The organism is Azorhizobium oxalatiphilum (assembly GCF_014635325.1).
In the GTDB taxonomy this organism is placed as follows: domain Bacteria; phylum Pseudomonadota; class Alphaproteobacteria; order Rhizobiales; family Xanthobacteraceae; genus Azorhizobium; species Azorhizobium oxalatiphilum.
Genome location: NZ_BMCT01000004.1, coordinates 295,087 through 312,770, shown reverse-complemented (window position 1 = coordinate 312,770; position 17,684 = coordinate 295,087). Strand labels below are relative to the sequence as shown.

The window sequence follows — 17,684 nt, the reverse complement described above, 5'->3', positions numbered from 1 at the left end:
CCTTCAGGACCGCATCCAAGTTGGCCGGGTCCACGACCAGAGGGTTCTGGTCGAGGTTGCGGGCATCTCGGGTCATCGCGGGCCTCCCGGTTTCATGGCGGCTCCGTTATTGCGAGCCTCTCAGGATCAACAGAGGAGCAAGAGCTTCGTTCCGAGTAGGAGATCGTGGCGTCTCGCCCCCTCGGCGCGCTAGACTCATTTTTGTTAGGAGTGGCGGTTGCCCCCATTACCAACCGCTGACATCGCGCTTTTGGCGCGCCCAGCCCGTCAGCCGCACAGCCCGGATGTAGCTGAAAAACAGCTCCGCAAACAGAAGAATAGAAAATTCTTATCGTTTGATAATGACGATCGGCAAGGCTGCGCCGCAGCTTGATGCAGACAGTCGGGTGCTGCGAATGCCTAGTCTCCTAGACAGAGCCGAGGCGTACCAAAGTGAAAAACCGACGCTGCATCGACGGGAGAGAGAGTTGGGCGTATCGGTCAGGTCAATCTATTTGCAATCACAGGAAGCTTGCGAAACTGAGTTCTTTCCCCTGCCCGCCGGACGTTACACAGGCATCGAGCGGCAGGAAGTCGTCATCGGCGACGACGGACAGGCCACATGGCGGGAACCGCGCTATGCGGTAATGCTCCTGCAGCCGGATCTCGGCCAGATCGGCGGCGTCGACTGGCGTGACCGCCGGTCCGCGGAGATTGATGTGACGGAGCATGTGACGGCCGGGCGGATGGAGCCTTCCCGTATCGGCCCCATCAACACCACCCTGCCCCGCCGTGAGCGCAGCCCCATCCCGACCTCCGACGAACGTTTCATCCAAGAGCTCTGGCCGAGCCTGCGCGCGCCATCCAAATGATACCGAGCACATCGATCCGAAGAGGAGATGAAGAAGGATGCCGCGGCGCGCACATACCTGGGAGTGGCGGTCGCTGAGGGTGAGGCCAAAGGCACACGATCCCTCAGAGCTATGAGACCCAAGTGCGAACGATCTGCCCCCCAAGTATGAACCCAGGATGAATTGACAGTCCGCAGGCGTTCGCCAAAAGTTCTTCGAAACGTCTCCCACCCATACAAATGTTAACGTGTGAAGCGAAGAAGGCGCGCATGATGACGTTTCGAGGTTCAGCTTAGCGCCGCATGTTTCCTTGTCGCGGTGAACCCAATTCCGGCTGGGAAAGCGTCTGCTAATTGGCGCTTCAGCTTCTGCGCACGGCGCGCCGAGTTCTGATCGATTCTTTCAATGGAAATCATCTTGGCAGTGGTGCTGACCCTAGTGGTCGCATCGTCCGTCATCGGAGTATATGCGCTCGTCTTTTGGCTTGACCGCCGAATTTGACTTGTGTGTAGAGACGGCTTCGGCCGTCCAACATCATGATTGGATCGAGAAGACGCTTTCATCCCGCCAGCGGTGGGAGCTGACGCTCGCCCCCCCTGAGCAGCCATTCAATTCTGATAGCCGCAGTGCTATGCCCGCTTCAGGAACGCGGGAAGAACCTCCTCCAGATCATCGAACAGCATGTCCCTGCCGATCTCGTCCAGCACGCCGGCCCGTTTCAGGATTGTCATCGGCTCGTGATGCAGCTCCGCGATCCCGAAGGCGATCCCGGCCTTGGCAAACGAGGCGTGAACCTCCTTGAGCATGGCAGCGGCGGTTGAATCGATCTGGGAGATGGCGCTGGCATCAAGAATGAACCAGCGGGTGGACGGCGGCAGGTCATGCGCTACAGCCTCAAGCCGCGCCTGCACATATTCGACGTTGAAGAACAACATGCTCCCCTGAACGATGTGGACGGCAAGGCCCGGCACGGCTGCCGCATCGCCTCTTCTGTGCAGCTTGAAAAATCCCGCGCTGCCCGCAATGCGCCCCAGCGCAGCGTCTCGTGGGCGCATCTCCTGCAACAGGACATAGGCGAGCGTTGCGAAGACGGCGATGACGACACCCCGCAGGACGCCCAGACTAACGGCGCCCCAGAGGCCGATGCACGCAAAGGCGAACTCCACCCGGCTGATACGCCAGATCTCCCGCAGGCCCCTCAGGTCGATCAGCGAGACGGCCGCCGAGGCGAGAATCGCGCCCAATGCAGGCGCGGGAAGCAGCCGCACGGCATCGTTGAGATAGATGAGGGTCAGCCCCAGAACCAGTGCGGCGAACAATCCGCTGGCCTGGGATCGGCCGGCCACCGACATGTTGATGGCCGTGCGGGAGTCCGAGACCGAAACCGGAAAGCCGCTGAAGCAGCCTGCGGCGATGTTGGAGGCGCCGAAGCCGATCAGTTCCTTGTTCACGTCTGCCCTGAATCCGCCAAGGGCTGCGAAGCTGCGAGCCGTGACGATGCCCGCCCCGAAACTGACCAGCCAGATGGCAGCCGCGCCCTGCACCAATTCCTGCAGTGGCAGGCCCTTCATCATGGGCAGGGAAAAAGCCGGCAGACCCATGGGGATCTCACCCACAACCTTGATGCCGAGCCCCCTGAAGTCCAGCACAGCGGACAGCACGGTCGCCGCGACGACGACCACCACCGGCCCCGGCACGGGCGAGCGCCAGGCCGCAAGCAGCTGGAGCAGGACGAACATGGCGACGCCCAATGCCACCGAAGGCCAATGGATCGAACCGGCATTGCGTGCGAGATCGATGAGGGCGACAACGAGCCCATCGGTATCGATGCCGAGGCCCGTGATGCGGTTGATCTGGCTGATCAGGATCGAGATGGCGACGCCGCTGATGAAGCCCACGAGAATGGGGCGGGACAGAAAGGCGGCCAGAATGCCGAGCCGCAGCGCACTGGCAAGAATGCAGAGGATGCCGACACCGACTGCGAGCAGTGCCGCCGCAGCCACGCGATCCTCCATCGTTGCCAGCGGCAAGGTGGCGAGCACCGCTGCGACGACGGTCATGGTGGCCGCATCCGGCCCCATCATGAGCAGGCGGGACGGGCCGAAGAGCGCATAGGCGACGAGCGCCATCATGCTGGCATAGATGCCCACCTGTGGCGGCAGGCCCGCGATGGCCGGATAGGCGATAGCGCTGGGAATGGAGACCGCTGCCACCGCAAGCCCCGCCATGGCGTCGTTTCGAAGCCATGCGGCCCGGAAGCCTGCAAAGCCCTCGCCGGGACGCCACCCGCCACTCATGGTTCGTTCCTCATGCTGGCGGGCGGTGAAACTGGCGCCCAAAGCTCGGTTCCGGTTCAATCCTCGTCAGTCGTGACCGCAATGTCAGGCGTCCATACCGGCATGGATGTCCGGTATCGGATGCCTGGCATAGGGCGGCTCTACATAGCCTTCCGCGCCCTGCCGCTTCGGCAGCGACACCTTCTTTCGCTCCACGTCCTCATAGGGGATCTTCGAGAGGATATGGGTGATGATGTTGAGCCGCGTACGCCGCTTGTCATCCGAATAGGCCACATACCATGGCGCCCATTCGCTGTCGGTGGCAGCGAACATGTCGTCGCGTGCCCGCGAGTAGTCGTACCAGCGTGAGTAGGAATCGAGATCCATCGGCGACAGCTTCCAGATCTTCCGCGGATCCTCGATCCGCTCCTCGATCCGCCGGGTCTGTTCGTCCTGGCTGACCTCGAGCCAGTATTTGAGGAGGATCACTCCGGATTCGATGATTGCCTGCTCAACTGCCGGGACCGTGGCGAGAAATCTCTTCGTCTGCTCCTCCGTGCAGAGGCCCATCACGCGCTCGACGCCGGCCCTGTTGTACCAGCTCCGGTCGAAGATCACGACCTCCCCGGCGGCAGGCAGATGAGGCAGATAGCGCTGAATGATCATCTGCGATTTTTCGCGCTCCGTGGGCGGTGGCAACGCGATGACACGGAAGCTGCGGGGGCTGACCCGCTCCATGATCGACTTGATGACCCCGCCCTTTCCGGCACCGTCCCGCCCCTCGAACACCAGACAGATCTTCGCCCCGTGAACCTTCGCCCACTCCTGCACCTTCACCAGTTCCCCATGCAGCTTTCGCAGCCGGGCCTCATAGGGCTTGCGCCTCATTCGCTCACCGGCGACGAGGGGCGGATGATGCTGATGCTTGTTCTTCCGCTTGCCATGCTTGGACATGATCGCCTCACTCACGCGAACTGAGAAAGCCTACATCGCCCCGCTCTCGTTGCACCGGGCGCCCCGTCGCCGGCAGTTCAGGCCAGGGCAAACATCCAACGGGATCAGCTCACCTTGTGGGAAGGCCTACCAATCCTCTCCCACGCGGCGCCACCCCTTCGGATCGAAGCTACGGATCTGGGTGGCCAGCTTCTCGGTGCGGGGGCCGAGATTAAGCTCGTAGACGCTGCCATTCTGGCTGCACAGGAAGGTCATGACGCCCGTTTCCTGCCAGCGGGCCGGAAAGGCCAGCATGGCGAAGCCCGCGAGAAGCCGGCCTGCCACCATATAGTCGAAGGCGCCTCCCGGCGCGCCCGCTCCCTGACGGGTCAGGATGCGATAGATGTAGCCATTGTAGGGCTGGGGCCTATCGGAAGCGGTTACGCCATCAAGGCCCGCGTCGGCGATGCGGTCCCCGAGCGGGCTTCTGTCATCCGGTGTGTCCGGAGGCCAGTAGAGCCCATCCCGCAGACCCGGACTGCTGATGAAGCGGCGGGCATATTGGGGAATGGGATCGCCATCATGGGTCTGGCTGAAATACTCCCTTTGGGCTGCAACGAAATCACCGCAGGCGCCGATCGCGATGGTCTCGTTGCGGCCGATGTTGCGGGTGATGATTTCGTCCCGTCCGGCGGCGAGGTCGAAGACCCATTGTCCGTTGCTCGGCTTCAGCGGGATGGGAAAGGCCCAGTTTTCGCGCCCGAAAGCGATGATGCGCGTTGCATTGGGACCATCCAGGACAGTCGTTCCCTGAGCCGCCAGCGCCAGGAACGTGTCGATGCGCTTATGGTCCACCGCAGCATCTCCCGATAGCAGAAGATCGCGCGCTCCGAGTCCGAAGAGCTTCTCGAGTTGTCCGTCGCCGGGATGGCGTGCGGCCTCGACCAGAGCCGTCGCGGCCGCCTCCGGGCTGGCAAAGCTCTGCTGCGCCATTGCAGGCGCGCCGGATGTCAGGCTCCAGCAAACGGCGAGGATGCCCAGAAAGGCTGCGATGTTCCCTGTCTTCTCCATCCTGCTCTCCCTCATCGCCGCCGCCCGCCGCCGCCGCCACGTCCCATGCCCCCGCCATGTCCCATGCCCGATGGCGGGCGGGAAATGGACTGCCGGCTCATGTGGCCGCGGTTCGAGAACTGGGCCGCGGCCGGCCCGGATCGTGCGCCGCTGAAGGCCGTGGCGCGCGGTTGCGCAGGGCGTGGTGCGTGCTGGATGTTTCTGGGGGCTCCCGCATTGGGGCGGGAAACGTTCTGGCGTGGCGGCCGCGCACCCGCATTCGGCCGTCCCGCCTGCGCCCGATCGGCGACGCCGGCGCGTGGGGAGCCGGCGCCGGGGCGCTGTTGTGGCGAGGATGGGCCGATGCCATCACGGCCGGGGCCGATGCCCGGTCTGGCGGGGCCGGGGCCTCCCGGTCCGCGTCCGGCCAATCCGGGGCCGGCCAGTCCGGGTTTGGTACCCTGTCCGGGACGGTAGCGGGACGCGTCCGGGCGCCACGGCCGGTTGTTGCCATTCCCGATATTGATATCGTTGCCAATGTTTATGCCGCTGGGCCGACCGCCGGGATAACCCGGATAGCCGGGGCGGTAACCGGGATAGCCGGGCCACCGGGGCGGATAGACCCAGCCGCGCCCCCAGTCCCACGCATTGTCCAGAGCCGCACCGACAAGGATGCCGGTTCCGAAGGCGAGAGCACCAGCCCCCCAGTTGGTGGCTGGCGGAGCGTAGACCACTTCGGGGTCGTAGGTGGGAACGTAGACGACGCCCGGTTGGGCGGATTCGATCACCACATAGTCCGTGTCGCCCTGCTTCTCGACCGTCACGATCTGCTGCTGCGTGGTCTCAAGCGAGCCGGAGCCTCTGGCCTGTTGTCGCAGGCGCTGGATGGTGTCCGCGACATCCTTCGGCTGGTGGACGAAGGCATCGCCGATATCGCTCGTCGCATCGAGATTGTCGTTGAGCTTCGAGATCACATCCGGGAAGCGCGCGAGCGCCTTGACGCTCGGATCCCACCCCTGCGCATCGAGGGCCGCGAAATTGCCTTCGGACGCGGCCTGCCGGTTTTTCTCAAGCCAGCGTGCGACCTGGACGACCTCGACCGGATAGGCACATGCGGGCAGGAGCTGCGCCAGCAATTCGTCCGGATAGAGTGCATAGGGCGCCAGCAGCTTCCGCAGTTCCTCGGCGGTGAAGGAGCTGGCGGCTTCCGCTGTCCCGCTCGCCGAGGCTGGCTTGGCAGCATCACCGGAAGATTGGGCATGGGCGCCGGTGACCACGGCAACCAGCGCCAGGGCGCAAAGACACTGCGTTACACGAACAAGCGCGCGTCGACGCATGACAGGATGCCTTCTTGATTACGTCTATGGGGCGTAAATAAAAACGACCATCGACGGACAGGCTTGCGCTTTAATACATCAACATTCGCGCAAAGTGGAGTCTCTGCGAAATACATTGCTTGCATAGCAAATTCAGTCGCTCGACGCGCTCTGCGACACCAGTTGGGCATCGGATCAGGAGGCGACTATGTAGCCTCTGCCCCTCGATCGCTGCTGCCACTGGGGGAGTGTTGTTTGTAAGGACCTTTAAAGTCAACGTTTTATCGGATGCATATGGCGACATGGTCTGGTAATATATCGCTCAGCAAAAGAGCGTGGCAGCGTATCGAGGCCAAACTTAAGCGCGACCGTCACGCTTGATCGCGCCCACGTTTGGGACTATTCATACCGCAGGCCAATACATGTTCGCCCGTAAGGTGAACTTATCGATGGCTGGCTATTGGGGCGCAGGCCGCTTGTAACGTCGGCTGTTCCCATGGATGGTTTCGAGCTGTCTTTATGTATTGATTGATGTGCGGTCGGCGGCGCGAGGGCGTATGCCGCGCGGATATGGGTTGCGGCGTGCGCGTCATGGCGGCGGCGTGTGGCCATGATGGTGCATTGTCACGAGAGATCCGCTGGTGCCGAGCCATATGCGTGTCGCGGCACCGGCACGTCATGCGGTGGGGTTTCCGGCTTCAGGGACATCTTGTCTTGGCTTGCGTAAAAGGGGTGTGAGCATGCGTTCGTTCCCTTATATGCGTATGGCGATCATGGCGGGCGCCACGCTGCTGTTCACGGGATCAGCGGTTTTCGCTCAGGGGCAGGCCATTCCTGTCACGGTTGCGCCTGCTGAGTTGCGGCCCATCACGCCGAGCCTGGAGTTCGTCGGTCGGATCGAGGCACCCGAGAAAGTTGAGATCCGCGCCCGGGTGAAGGGCATGCTGGAAGCCGTGCTTTTTCGGGATGGCGAGACCGTGAGCGCCGGCGCGCCGCTCTACCGGATCGAGAAGCCGCTGTTCAGTGCGGCCGTGCAGCAGGCCGAGGGTGATCTGGAGCGCAGCAAGGCTGCCCTCACGCTGGCCAAGATACAGCGCGAGCGCGCGGAAGAGCTGCTCACACGTAATGCCGGAACGGTGGTCGCGAGGGATCAGGCGATCGCCGCCGAAGCGCAATCCACGGGTGCCGTCCTCTCGGGCGAGGCGGATGTCCAGACCGCCCAGATCAATCTCGGCTACACCGACATCACCGCCCCCATCTCCGGCCGCATCGGCCGCTCCACCGTCACCAAGGGACACATCGTCGGGCCTGAGAGCGGCGTCCTCACCGTCATCGTCAGTCAGGACCCCATGTATGTGACCTTCCCGGTCAGCCAGAGGGACTATCTGCAGGCGCAGAAGGATGGGCGCACCGCCGACCTGAAATCCCTCGATGTGAAGGTGAAGTTCAGCGACGGCACCACCTATGGCGAGGTGGGGCGCATCAGCTTCGTCGATGTCAGCGTGGACAGGACCACCGATACGCTCGTTCTGCGCGCTGATATCCCCAACCCCAAGGCCATCCTGACCGACGGCCAACTGGTGCGGGTCAACCTTCAGACCGCAAAGCCGGAAGAACGCATTCTCATTCCGCAGGCGGCCCTCATTGCCGATCAGGAAGGCCTTTACGTCTTCGTGGTCGAGGGCGGAAAGGCTGCCGTGCGACGGATCAAGACGGCGGGCGCGCAGGGCAATTTCGTCGTCGTGGCCAGCGGTCTGAATCCGGGCGATCAGGTGGTGGTGGATGGCTTCCAGAGCCTCAAGCCGGGCGTTGCCGTGCAGGCGCGGCCACAGGCCTCTGGCCTTGCCAACGGGGGATGAGCCATGTTCTCGGCGCTGTTCGTGGATCGACCGCGCCTCGCGGTGGTCATCGCCATCGTGACGGTGATTGCGGGCGCCCTGTCGCTGTTCGCCATTCCCGTCGCCCAGTATCCCGACATCATCCCGCCGCAGGTGTCCGTCACCACCACTTATCCTGGCGCCTCGGCCGACGTGGTGGATGCCACCATTGCCCAGCCCATCGAGGCGCAGGTCGTGGGCGTCGACAAGCTGATGTACATGAAGAGCGTCAGCGGCGACGACGGCAGCTACACGCTGGTGGGCTCCTTCGAGCTGGGGACCGACCCGGACATCAACACCGTCAACATGAACAACCGCGTCCAGGTGGCGCTGTCCAAGCTGCCGGAGGATGTCCAGCGGCAGGGCGTCACCGTCAAGAAGAAGTCCTCCGCGCTGCTCGGCGTGCTGGCGGTCTATGCGCCGAAGGCGACACATGATCCGCTGTTCATTTCGAACTACGTCACCATCAATATTCTGGACGATATCAAGAGCATTCCCGGCGTCGGCGACGCTTCGCTCTGGGGGCCGCAGGACTATGCCATCCGGGCCTGGATCCACACCGATCGCCTGACCGGCCTCGGCCTGACCACGGGCGACGTTGCCGCGGCGATCCGCGCGCAGAATGTGCAGGCGGCGGTGGGCCGCGTCGGCGCGCGGCCGATTTCCGACGACCAGCAGCTCCAGCTCAACCTGCGGACCAAGGGCCGCCTGACCTCGGTGGAGGAGTTCGAGAAGATCGTCATCAGGACCAATCCGGACGGCTCGGTACTGCGCCTTGGCGATGTGGCCCGCCTTGAACTGGGCGCGGCCAATCTCGATCGCGAGACGGCGTTCAATGGCGGCCCCGCGTCGGTTCTGGCGCTCTATCAGGCGCCCGGCGCGAATGCCATCACCACCATCAACGCCGTGCGCGAGCGGATGGAGGCCTTGGCCAAGGCGTTTCCCGAGGATCTGGCCTGGAAGATCACCTACGACCCCACCGTCTTCGTCACCGAGACCATCCACGAGGTGCGCAAGACGCTGGTGGAAGCGTTCATCCTCGTGGTGATCGTGGTCTATCTCTTTCTCGGCAGCGTCCGGGCGACCCTCATTCCGACACTCGCGGTTCCGGTCAGCCTCATCGGCACCTTCATCGTCCTCAACGCCATCGGCTATTCGGCCAATACGGTGTCCCTGCTGGCGCTCGTGCTGTCCATCGGCATCGTGGTGGATGATGCCATCGTGGTGGTGGAGAATGTCGAGCGGGTGATGGAGGAGCATCCGGAACTCTCCCCCGCCGATGCCACCAAGATGGCGATGGCGGAGATCACGGCGCCGATCATCGCCATCACCCTCGTGCTGCTGTCGGTGTTCGTGCCCGTGGCGTTCATTCCCGGCATTTCCGGCGAGTTGTTCCGCCAGTTCGCGGTCACGGTTGCGGTCGGCATGTTCCTCTCGGCCATCAACGCCTTGACCCTCTCCCCCGCGCTTTGCGGCGTGCTGCTCCGGCGCGGCGCCCATGGCCCGAAGAGAGGACCGATCGGCTACGTGATGCGCGGCATCGACCATGTGCGCGATGCCTATGGCTCGGCGGTGGCGCGGATCGTGCGTTTCTCCGTGCTCAGCCTTGTGGCGGTGGCAGCGGCCAGCGCTGGCATCTATGCGCTGGCGCGGGCAACGCCCACGGGCTTCCTGCCGGAGGACGATCAGGGCGCGCTCTTCGTCGTGGTCCAGCTTCCCGGCGGCTCGTCCGTCGCCCGCACCAGCGATGTCATCCGGCGCGCGGAACAGATGCTGCGCGAGGAGCAGGCAGTGGCGGATTTCACCTCCGTCATCGGCCTGAACTTCATCGACAACTACTCCCAGTCCAATGCGGCGTTCATCGTCGTCACCCTGAAGCCCTTCGAGGAGCGCAAGGGCGCGGCGCTGGGTGCGGCCGCCGTCATCTCCCGGCTCGGCGAACAGATGAGGCAGATCCCCGGCGGGACGGTGGTTCCCATTGCGCCGCCGCCCATCGTGGGCCTCGGCACCGGCGGCGGCTTCGCCTTCGTGCTTCAGGATCTGCGCAGCAGCGATCCGAAGGCGCTGGCACAGGTGCTGCGCGGGCTGCTGGTGGCCGCCAATCAGGATCCGAACCTGACGCGTGTATTCTCCACCTATTCGGCCACCAACCCCTCCATCAATCTGGAGATCGACCGCGAGAAGGTGCAGGTGCTGGGCGTGTCGCTGAGCGATGTCTTTCAGGCGCTGCAGGCATCGCTCGGCGGCCTCTATGTGAATGACATGAACCTGTTCGGGCGAACCTGGCAGGTGCAGGTGCAGGCTGAGGCCGCCGACCGGCAGAGCATCGACGACATCTACCGCATCAATGTGCGCAATGCGGCGGGCAAGATGATCCCGCTCCGCTCCATTCTGGAAGTGAAGGTCGAGGTGGGGCCGCCCGCTCTGATCCGCTACAACAACAAGCGCGCCGTGACGGTGCAGGGCGCGCCGGCGGCGGGCGTTTCGTCCGGCCAGGCTTTGGCGGCCATGGATGCGGTGGCGCAGGCCACATTGCCTAGCGGCTATGCGGGTGCCTGGACGGACACCTCGTTCCAGGAGAAGCGGGCGGAGGGCAAGACGAGCATCATCCTCGCCTTCGCGGTACTGTTCGCCTTCCTCTTTCTGGTCGCCCTCTATGAGAGCTGGTCGATCCCGGTCCCCGTGCTGCTCTCGGTCACGGTGGGCATGCTGGGCTCCTATGCCGCCATCCTCATCGCCCATCTCACGCTCGATCTCTACGGGCAGATCGGCATGATCGTGCTGATCGGGCTCGCCGCGAAAAACGGCATCCTGATCGTCGAGTTCGCCAAGGAGCAGCGCGAACGCGGAGTGCCACTGCACACGGCGGCCACAGAGGGGTCGCGCCTGCGCTTCCGGCCGGTGATGATGACCTCGCTGGCCTTCATCCTCGGCCTCTATCCGCTGGTGGTGGCCACCGGCGCCTCACAGATCGCACGCCAGAACGTAGGCACGCCGGTGTTTGGCGGAATGATCCTCGCATCCTTTGTGGGCATCTTCGTGATCCCGCCGCTCTACGTTCTTTTCCAGAGCGTTCGGGAGCGTCTGCGGCCGGGTTCAAGGCCGAAGCCGGCCGAGTCTGACGCCTCCCATTCAACGCCGCGCCAGGAGGTCCACTGAGGCCGGCAGGTGGCCCCCGGCCTATTCGCCGGTCACGCCCAACTCAGATAGAAGCCGACGTCGCCGGGCATGCCTTCCGGCCAGTCCACGATCATCGCCCGCAGCTTGAAATTGGCTGGCTGCAAATGATCGCGCCAGAATTCATAGGCCTGTCGAGGCCGGCCGGTCAGACTGTCCGGCCAGTTTTCCGCTGCGTTGTTGATGGTGCGCCCATGGTCGGTGCACAGCGCATTGGGGAAACGCATCACCATGATTTCCATTTCCCCGCGCTCTGCCGCGCTCCTGATCTTGTGCGCGAGCGTCTGTTTCAGCTCCGCGACTTTCTCGGGTGTCAGGGCGATAGGCTCCGAGAGCGTCTTGATCAGCTCGCGTCGGGCGGATTCCGCGCCCTCGAAGGCGTTCAGCTGTTTTGATGCCTTGGCGAGTTCGACCCGCTCCATATAGGCCCTGAGGTCCGCAGCGGACATGAATGTCTCGTCGTCAAGGACATCGTGCTTTTCGGATTGCGCGGCGGTGCTGGACATTTCGCCCCCCTCACTGCTCAAGCGGATTCTCAGAGCCGGATCGGATGGAAGCAAAGCCGGACGTACTCCAGGCTGACCGTGCGATCACTCCGTCACGGCCATGTCCTCACTCTGCGCTCACCGCATCCAGGCTTACGCATTTACGTCTTCGACAGCTATAATCCGTGCCATCGCAGTCGATATCGACCCAACTGGCAACGTTATTCTGACTCCGGTCACTGCATAATGGCAAGCGCGACATCTAAATGTGATGACGCCATCAAGGTGATGAGAGAAGAAAAGTAAGTTTCTCTTACGTGATGAATTGTCGCTAAATCTCGCGCATGGAATGCAGTGCGGGTCATGCATTTGAGCGCATGCGTTTGGCCGTGCGATCTCATCCCGGAGAATGCGACGGACACAGCACGCACGGCTCTGGAAGATCCCGGCCCCATCCCCCGGACGTGCTCATCTCGACCACGAGGCCCCCATGGGGGGCGCCCGGCAGCGTGAGCCCGCACGGCACGTTTACTCAGCCCAATGCGCGGGCCTTCCTGCGCCGCACCGGGGCCTTCTCCACCTGCGCCGCCGGCGTGCTGACCTGCCACAGGGTCTCGAACAGCACGGTCTGCAGACGCGCGAAGTCCTCGCTCTCCATGATCAGCCCGTAATTCTCGCGCTTGGAGGAAATGATCGCGACCTTGTCGTCATAGATGTACTGCGTCACGCCCAGCAGCACGCTGTCCGGGGCGTAGCGCAGTTCGCGCAGCTCCTCCGAGCCGGTGGCCCAGATGTTCTCCGTGTCCTTGGAGCGCGAACGCAGCACCTGCAGGTTGATGCCGCGCTCCACCCGCTGCGCGATGTAGCTGGACATCTCGTCGAGGCCCGGCATCTCGGTCAGCTCGCCCATGGAGAGGATGCCGCGCAAGAGGCCGGACTGGCAGGTGAGCGTGTCCCACAGCACGGTGCGGATGCCCTCCTCGCCCTCGTAGAAGCGGATCTGTGGCTTGCCCTTGGCGCGGTTGTAGAGCGAGCGGATCTGCGGCATCAGATCGCCGATCACCTGCTTGCGCAGTTCGAGGCGCTGCAGCATGCCCACCGGGTCTTCCGCCACCACATAGCGGCGCCCCTGCCGCTCCTCGATGCGGATCAGCTCCTGCTGCTCGAGGCGTTCCAGCACGTCATAGGCGGTGGTGCGGGCAAGGCCCGCGCGCGCCGCCACTTCCTGCACGGGCGCTTCCCCCAGTTCCACCGCAGCAAGATAGAGCTTGTACAGCTTGCCGGTGATGCCGATTTTGGCGAGTTTTTCTTCCATATCGTTCATGCGTCGTATGTTGGGCGATCCGCGAAGGAGCGACAAGTGCCCCCCGCCGCGCCGCTTGTCGCCGCCCCGCGCAGCCCCGCCGCGACTGCCTGCGGCGGGACCTTGCGTGTGCGACGGGGCTGACGTCAGGCCTTGCGCGTCACCGCGCTCTGCGGCGCCTCGTTGACGGTCAGGGTGAAGACGTCGGGCCGGCCGTAATTGCCCGCCACGTCGAAGTCGAACTTGGCGCGCGCCAGTTCGTCCATATCGAGTTCCGCGGTGAGCAGCGTCTCCTCGTCGAACACCGGCCCTGCCAGCACCTTGCCCAGCGGGTCGATGATGGCCGCGCCGCCGCGCATGAGGATGGCCTCCGGGTCGTCGGAGATGGAGCAGCGGTAGTCGTCCGGGAAGTCGCCGCGCTTCACCACCTGACAGGTGGAGAGCACGAAGCAGCGGCCTTCCAGCGCGATGTGGCGGATGGTGGGCAGCCACGTCTCGCGATCGTCCGCCGTCGGCGCGCAGTAGAGCGACACGCCCTTGCCGTACATGGCCATGCGCAGCATGGGCATGTAGTTCTCCCAGCAGATGACCGCGCCGATATTGCCGATGGGGGTTTCGAACACCGGCAGGGTCGAGCCGTCGCCGAAGCCCCAGGCAAGACGCTCGCCGGCGGTGGGCATGAGCTTGCGGTGCTTGCCCATGAGCGTGCCGTCCGGCCCGAAATAGAGCACCGTGCAATATTGCGTGCCGAGTTCGCGCTCCATCACGCCGATCACCACATAGGTGTTGGCGGCGGCAGCGGCCTTGCCGATGCGCTCCGTCTCCGGCCCCGGCACCACGATGGAGGCATCGAAATAGCGGCGGAACTCCTCACGCCCGCGCGGGGTACGCACGCCGATGGCGATGTCGAAGTCCGAGCCCTTGGGGTAGACCGAGAGAAAGGCCTCCGGGAACAGCACGATCTGGCAGCCCTCGGCCCCGGCCCTGGCGATCCAGGCTTCCGCCTTCGCCACGCTGGCCTCCACGTCGAACGGAACCGCGCCCACCTGGGCGACGCCGGCTTTCACTTTCATGGCTTTGCTCCTTGGGACGAATGGCTCACACGCCGAGATAGGCGCGCCGGACACCCGGGTCGGCCTTGAGGGATTGCGAAGTACCGGACAGCACCACGTGGCCGGCCTCCAGCACGTAGCCGCGATGGGCCACGGACAAGGCGAGGATGGCGTTCTGCTCCACCAGCAGCACGGACACGCCCTGCCGGTTGATCTCGCCGATGGCGCGGTGCAGTTCCTCCACCACGATGGGCGCGAGGCCGTGGCTCGGCTCGTCCAGCAGCAGCAGCTTGGGATTGCCCATCAGTGCGCGGCCGATGGCCACCATCTGCTGCTCGCCGCCGGACATGGAGCCCGCCATCTGCGTGCGCCGCTCCGCAAGGCGCGGAAACAGGGTGAGCACGCGATCGACACGGGCGCCGAGGTCCGTCGCCCTGCGGTCGCCGTAGGCGCCCATCATCAGGTTGTCCATGGTGGACATGCGCGGAAAGACGTGGCGGCCCTCCGGCACATGACCGATGCCCAGTTTGGGAATGCTGTGCGCCGGCCGTCCGAGCAGCGGCGAGTTCTCAAAGACGACGTTGCCACGCGCCTTGGGAATGAGGCCGGAGACAGTGCGCAGCAGCGTCGTCTTGCCCGCCGTGTTGGCACCGAGCACGGCCACCGTCTCGCCCGCCTTCACCTCCAGCGAAACGCCACTGAGCACATCCGGCCCGCCATAGGAGACGCTGAGATTGCTGACCTCAAGCATGGGCGGCCTCCGCTGCGCCGGCGCCGAGATAGGCCTCGATGACGGTGGGGTGATTGGCGACGTCGGTCGGCGAGCCCTCGGCGATGAGCTGGCCGAAATTGAGCGCGATCAGGCGCTCGCACAGGGCCATGATGGCGCGCATGTGATGCTCCACCACGAGGAAGGCGAGGCCCTCGTCCCTGAGCGACCGGATCACCGCCATCACATCGTCCATCTCGGTGGGGGTGAGCGCGGCCATCACCTCATCCAGCAGCAGCACCTTGGGTTCGGTGGCCAGCGCGCGCGCCATCTCCACCAGCGCCTTCTGCGGGAAGGTCAGGTCCGACACGTCGGCATCGCCGATAGCGGTAAGGCCGAGGCGCTCCAGCACCTGCTCCGCCTTGGCGCGGGCGCCGGCCAGATCGTGCCGCAGCAGGGCGGCGGTCATGACGTTCTCCGTCACGCTCATGTCGGGGAAGAGCGCGGCGTTCTGGAAGGTCTTGGTCATGCCTTTCCGGGCGATGCGGTGGGGCTTGAGACCCGACACCTTCTCGCCGTTCAGGCGAACCTCGCCGGCGGTCAGGCGCTGGAGGCCGACCAGACTGTTGAACAGCGTGGTCTTGCCGGCACCGTTGGGGCCGATGAGGCCCACGATCTCGCCCGGCCGCAGGGTGAAGGACACCTTGTCCACCGCCTTCAGCCCGCCGAAGGTGACGGCGACGCCGGAGGCTTCGAGAATGGGGGCCGCTCCATGCGTGGCCATCACCGGCCTCCTTCCGTGGCGGGGGTGGCGGGAGTGACGGGTTTGGCGTCCTTGCGCGCCAGCCGGCCAGCCTTGCTCTTGGGCCAGTAGGCCATCAGGCCGCGCGGCTGGATCAGGATGGCGGCCACCAGGATGGCGCCGAACACGAACTGCGACAGGCCGGCCGCGGCGGAGGAAAGATAGGCGTTCGCCACCTCCTCCAGCGGGATCAGGAACAGCGCGCCGATGATCGGCCCGCCCAGCGTACCCAGCCCGCCGACGATGGCGATCATGGCCATGCGCACGGAGATGCCGGAAAGCGCGAAGATGGAGTCCGGATCGAAGAAGAAGGTGAACTGGGCGAACACCGTGCCGCACAGAGCGGTGAAGGCCGCCGAGATGATGCTGGCGGTGAGCTTCACCCGGAAGGTGTCCACGCCCGCCACCTCGGCCGCATTCTCATTCTCGCGCACCGCCCGCAGGCGATAGCCGATGGCGCCGCGCGCCAGGAGGCGGAAGGCGAGGCAGACGATGACCAGCAGCGCGAGGATGATCCAGTAATAGGAGGACACCGCGCGGAAAGCGAACAGCTCGGGTTTGGTACCGAGGAAGGGAATGGACAGGCCCACCGGGCCGCCGGTGACGCTGGCCCACGAATTGGCGATCACCCGCAGCACCTCAGCGAAGGCGAGCGTCGCCAAAGCGAAATAGTGCCCCTTCAGCCGGAAAGTGGGGAAGGACAACAGCGCGGCGGCGAAGGCGGCCAGCGCCGCACCGGCGAACATGCCGATCCACGGCGAGATGCCGAAGCGCAGGAACAGCAGTGTGGAGGTGTAGGCGCCGAGACCGAAGAAGGCCGCGTGACCAAGCGACACCTGATTGGCGAGACCGCCGACGATGTTCCACGACTGCGCCATGGCGGCGAACAGCAGGGCCATGGCAGCGACCCGCAGCAGATGGCCGCGCGGATCCACGAAGAAGGGCAGCGCCGCTGCCGCGACAAAGAACAGCAGCAGCAGGACGAGGCCGGGCGAGAGATGTTTGCGCATGGCTCAGGCGCCCTTGATGAGGCCCTGCGGACGCAGGGCGAGGACAGCGATGAAGATGACGAACAGGCAGAGGTTCTGCAGTTGGATGGGGAACACCAGCGCCGACATGGACTGCACCACGCCGACCACGATGCCACCGACCAGAGCGCCGGCCACCGAGCCGAGGCCGCCCAGCACCACCACCGTGAACATGAGCACCACGAACTGACCGCCGATGGTGGGGCTGACCGTGATGTAGGGCAGGATCACCGCGCCGCCGAAGGCAGTGAGCGCCACGCCCAGGCCGAAGGCGAGGCCATAGGTGCGCTTGGTATCCACCCCCACCAGTGCGGAGGCCATGGGATCCTGTGCCACCGCACGGATGGCGCGCCCGGTCCACGAGCGGTCGAGAAAGAACCACAGTGCCGCCGACAGGATGACCGCCGCCGCGAAGGCATAGAGATAGGGGGCGGAGATGAAGATGCCGGCGAGGCGATAGCCTTCAACCTGATAGGGCACGCTCACCGAGCGGAACTCGGAGCCGAACACCATCAGCGCCGCATTCTCGATGGCGATGAGCAGGCCGACGGTGAGGAACACCTGCGCCGCCGGGGGCGCCTTGAGCACCCGCTCGATCAGCGTCCGCTGGACCACATAGCCCACGCCGAACACGATGATGAAGGACAGCACCGAACCGAGCAGCGGATCAAGGCCCAGATAGCGCCAGGCGAACCACGCCACATACATGCCCAGCATGAGGAACTCGGCATGGGCGAAATTGACCACGCCGAGCACGCCGAAGACCAGCGACAGGCCGGTGGCGATGACGCCATAGACCCCGCCGAGGAGAACGCCGTCCACCAGCGCCTGAACCATGTCTCACCC

14 protein-coding genes are annotated in these 17,684 nt (G+C 64.6%); 3 read left to right on the top strand and 11 right to left on the bottom strand.

Annotated elements, in window-relative coordinates:
• The first annotated feature begins 467 nt into the window (after positions 1–467).
• Complete coding sequence (locus IEW24_RS15810; RefSeq protein WP_188580305.1) at positions 468–851, top strand: hypothetical protein; 384 nt, start codon at positions 468–470, stop codon at positions 849–851.
• 608 nt (positions 852–1,459) lie between these two features.
• Here the strand turns inward: IEW24_RS15810 and IEW24_RS15805 are convergent.
• From IEW24_RS15805 to IEW24_RS15790, 4 genes are all read right to left on the bottom strand, one after another.
• Positions 1,460–3,127: a SulP family inorganic anion transporter gene (locus IEW24_RS15805; RefSeq protein WP_188580303.1), complete on the bottom strand. Its 1,668-nt coding sequence runs from the start codon at positions 3,125–3,127 to the stop codon at positions 1,460–1,462.
• Between the two features lie 84 nt (positions 3,128–3,211).
• Positions 3,212–4,060: a polyphosphate kinase 2 gene (ppk2, locus tag IEW24_RS15800; RefSeq protein ID WP_188580301.1), complete on the bottom strand. Its 849-nt coding sequence runs from the start codon at positions 4,058–4,060 to the stop codon at positions 3,212–3,214.
• Between the two features lie 126 nt (positions 4,061–4,186).
• The gene (locus tag IEW24_RS15795) at positions 4,187–5,032 is read right to left on the bottom strand and encodes a DUF2950 domain-containing protein (RefSeq protein WP_244644451.1); all 846 of its coding nucleotides are present in this window, start codon (positions 5,030–5,032) and stop codon (positions 4,187–4,189) included.
• Positions 5,033–5,121: 89 nt separating this feature from the next.
• Positions 5,122–6,426 (bottom strand): DUF3300 domain-containing protein, encoded by a 1,305-nt coding sequence (locus IEW24_RS15790; RefSeq protein WP_188580298.1) that lies wholly within the window; start codon positions 6,424–6,426, stop codon positions 5,122–5,124.
• A 719-nt stretch (positions 6,427–7,145) separates the two neighbouring features.
• Here IEW24_RS15790 and IEW24_RS15785 point away from each other — a divergent pair.
• The gene (locus IEW24_RS15785; RefSeq protein ID WP_244644449.1) at positions 7,146–8,264 is read left to right on the top strand and encodes an efflux RND transporter periplasmic adaptor subunit; all 1,119 of its coding nucleotides are present in this window, start codon (positions 7,146–7,148) and stop codon (positions 8,262–8,264) included.
• Positions 8,265–8,267: 3 nt separating this feature from the next.
• Positions 8,268–11,441 carry an efflux RND transporter permease subunit gene (locus IEW24_RS15780; RefSeq protein ID WP_188580295.1) on the top strand — a complete coding sequence of 1,058 codons (3,174 nt, stop codon included), beginning with the start codon at positions 8,268–8,270 and terminating at the stop codon, positions 11,439–11,441.
• Positions 11,442–11,473: 32 nt separating this feature from the next.
• Here the strand turns inward: IEW24_RS15780 and IEW24_RS15775 are convergent, their stop codons facing one another.
• The 7 genes from IEW24_RS15775 to IEW24_RS15745 all read right to left on the bottom strand — a co-directional run bounded on the left by IEW24_RS15775 (position 11,474) and on the right by IEW24_RS15745 (position 17,675).
• The gene (locus IEW24_RS15775) at positions 11,474–11,965 is read right to left on the bottom strand and encodes a hypothetical protein (protein WP_188580293.1); all 492 of its coding nucleotides are present in this window, start codon (positions 11,963–11,965) and stop codon (positions 11,474–11,476) included.
• 511 nt (positions 11,966–12,476) lie between these two features.
• The gene (locus IEW24_RS15770; RefSeq protein ID WP_188580290.1) at positions 12,477–13,268 is read right to left on the bottom strand and encodes a TrmB family transcriptional regulator; all 792 of its coding nucleotides are present in this window, start codon (positions 13,266–13,268) and stop codon (positions 12,477–12,479) included.
• Between the two features lie 125 nt (positions 13,269–13,393).
• Positions 13,394–14,320: a carbon-nitrogen hydrolase family protein gene (locus IEW24_RS15765; protein ID WP_188580288.1), complete on the bottom strand. Its 927-nt coding sequence runs from the start codon at positions 14,318–14,320 to the stop codon at positions 13,394–13,396.
• A gap of 25 nt (positions 14,321–14,345) precedes the next feature.
• Entirely contained in the window at positions 14,346–15,050 is a 705-nt protein-coding gene (locus tag IEW24_RS15760; RefSeq protein ID WP_188580286.1) for an ABC transporter ATP-binding protein, read from the bottom strand.
• The gene (locus tag IEW24_RS15755; RefSeq protein ID WP_188580284.1) at positions 15,043–15,792 is read right to left on the bottom strand and encodes an ABC transporter ATP-binding protein; all 750 of its coding nucleotides are present in this window, start codon (positions 15,790–15,792) and stop codon (positions 15,043–15,045) included. The genes IEW24_RS15760 and IEW24_RS15755 overlap by 8 nt, the downstream gene beginning before the upstream one ends.
• Positions 15,792–16,820 (bottom strand): branched-chain amino acid ABC transporter permease, encoded by a 1,029-nt coding sequence (locus IEW24_RS15750; RefSeq protein WP_188580283.1) that lies wholly within the window; start codon positions 16,818–16,820, stop codon positions 15,792–15,794. The genes IEW24_RS15755 and IEW24_RS15750 overlap by 1 nt, the downstream gene beginning before the upstream one ends.
• 3 nt (positions 16,821–16,823) lie before the next feature.
• The gene (locus IEW24_RS15745; protein WP_188580281.1) at positions 16,824–17,675 is read right to left on the bottom strand and encodes a branched-chain amino acid ABC transporter permease; all 852 of its coding nucleotides are present in this window, start codon (positions 17,673–17,675) and stop codon (positions 16,824–16,826) included.
• Positions 17,676–17,684: the final 9 nt, after the last annotated feature.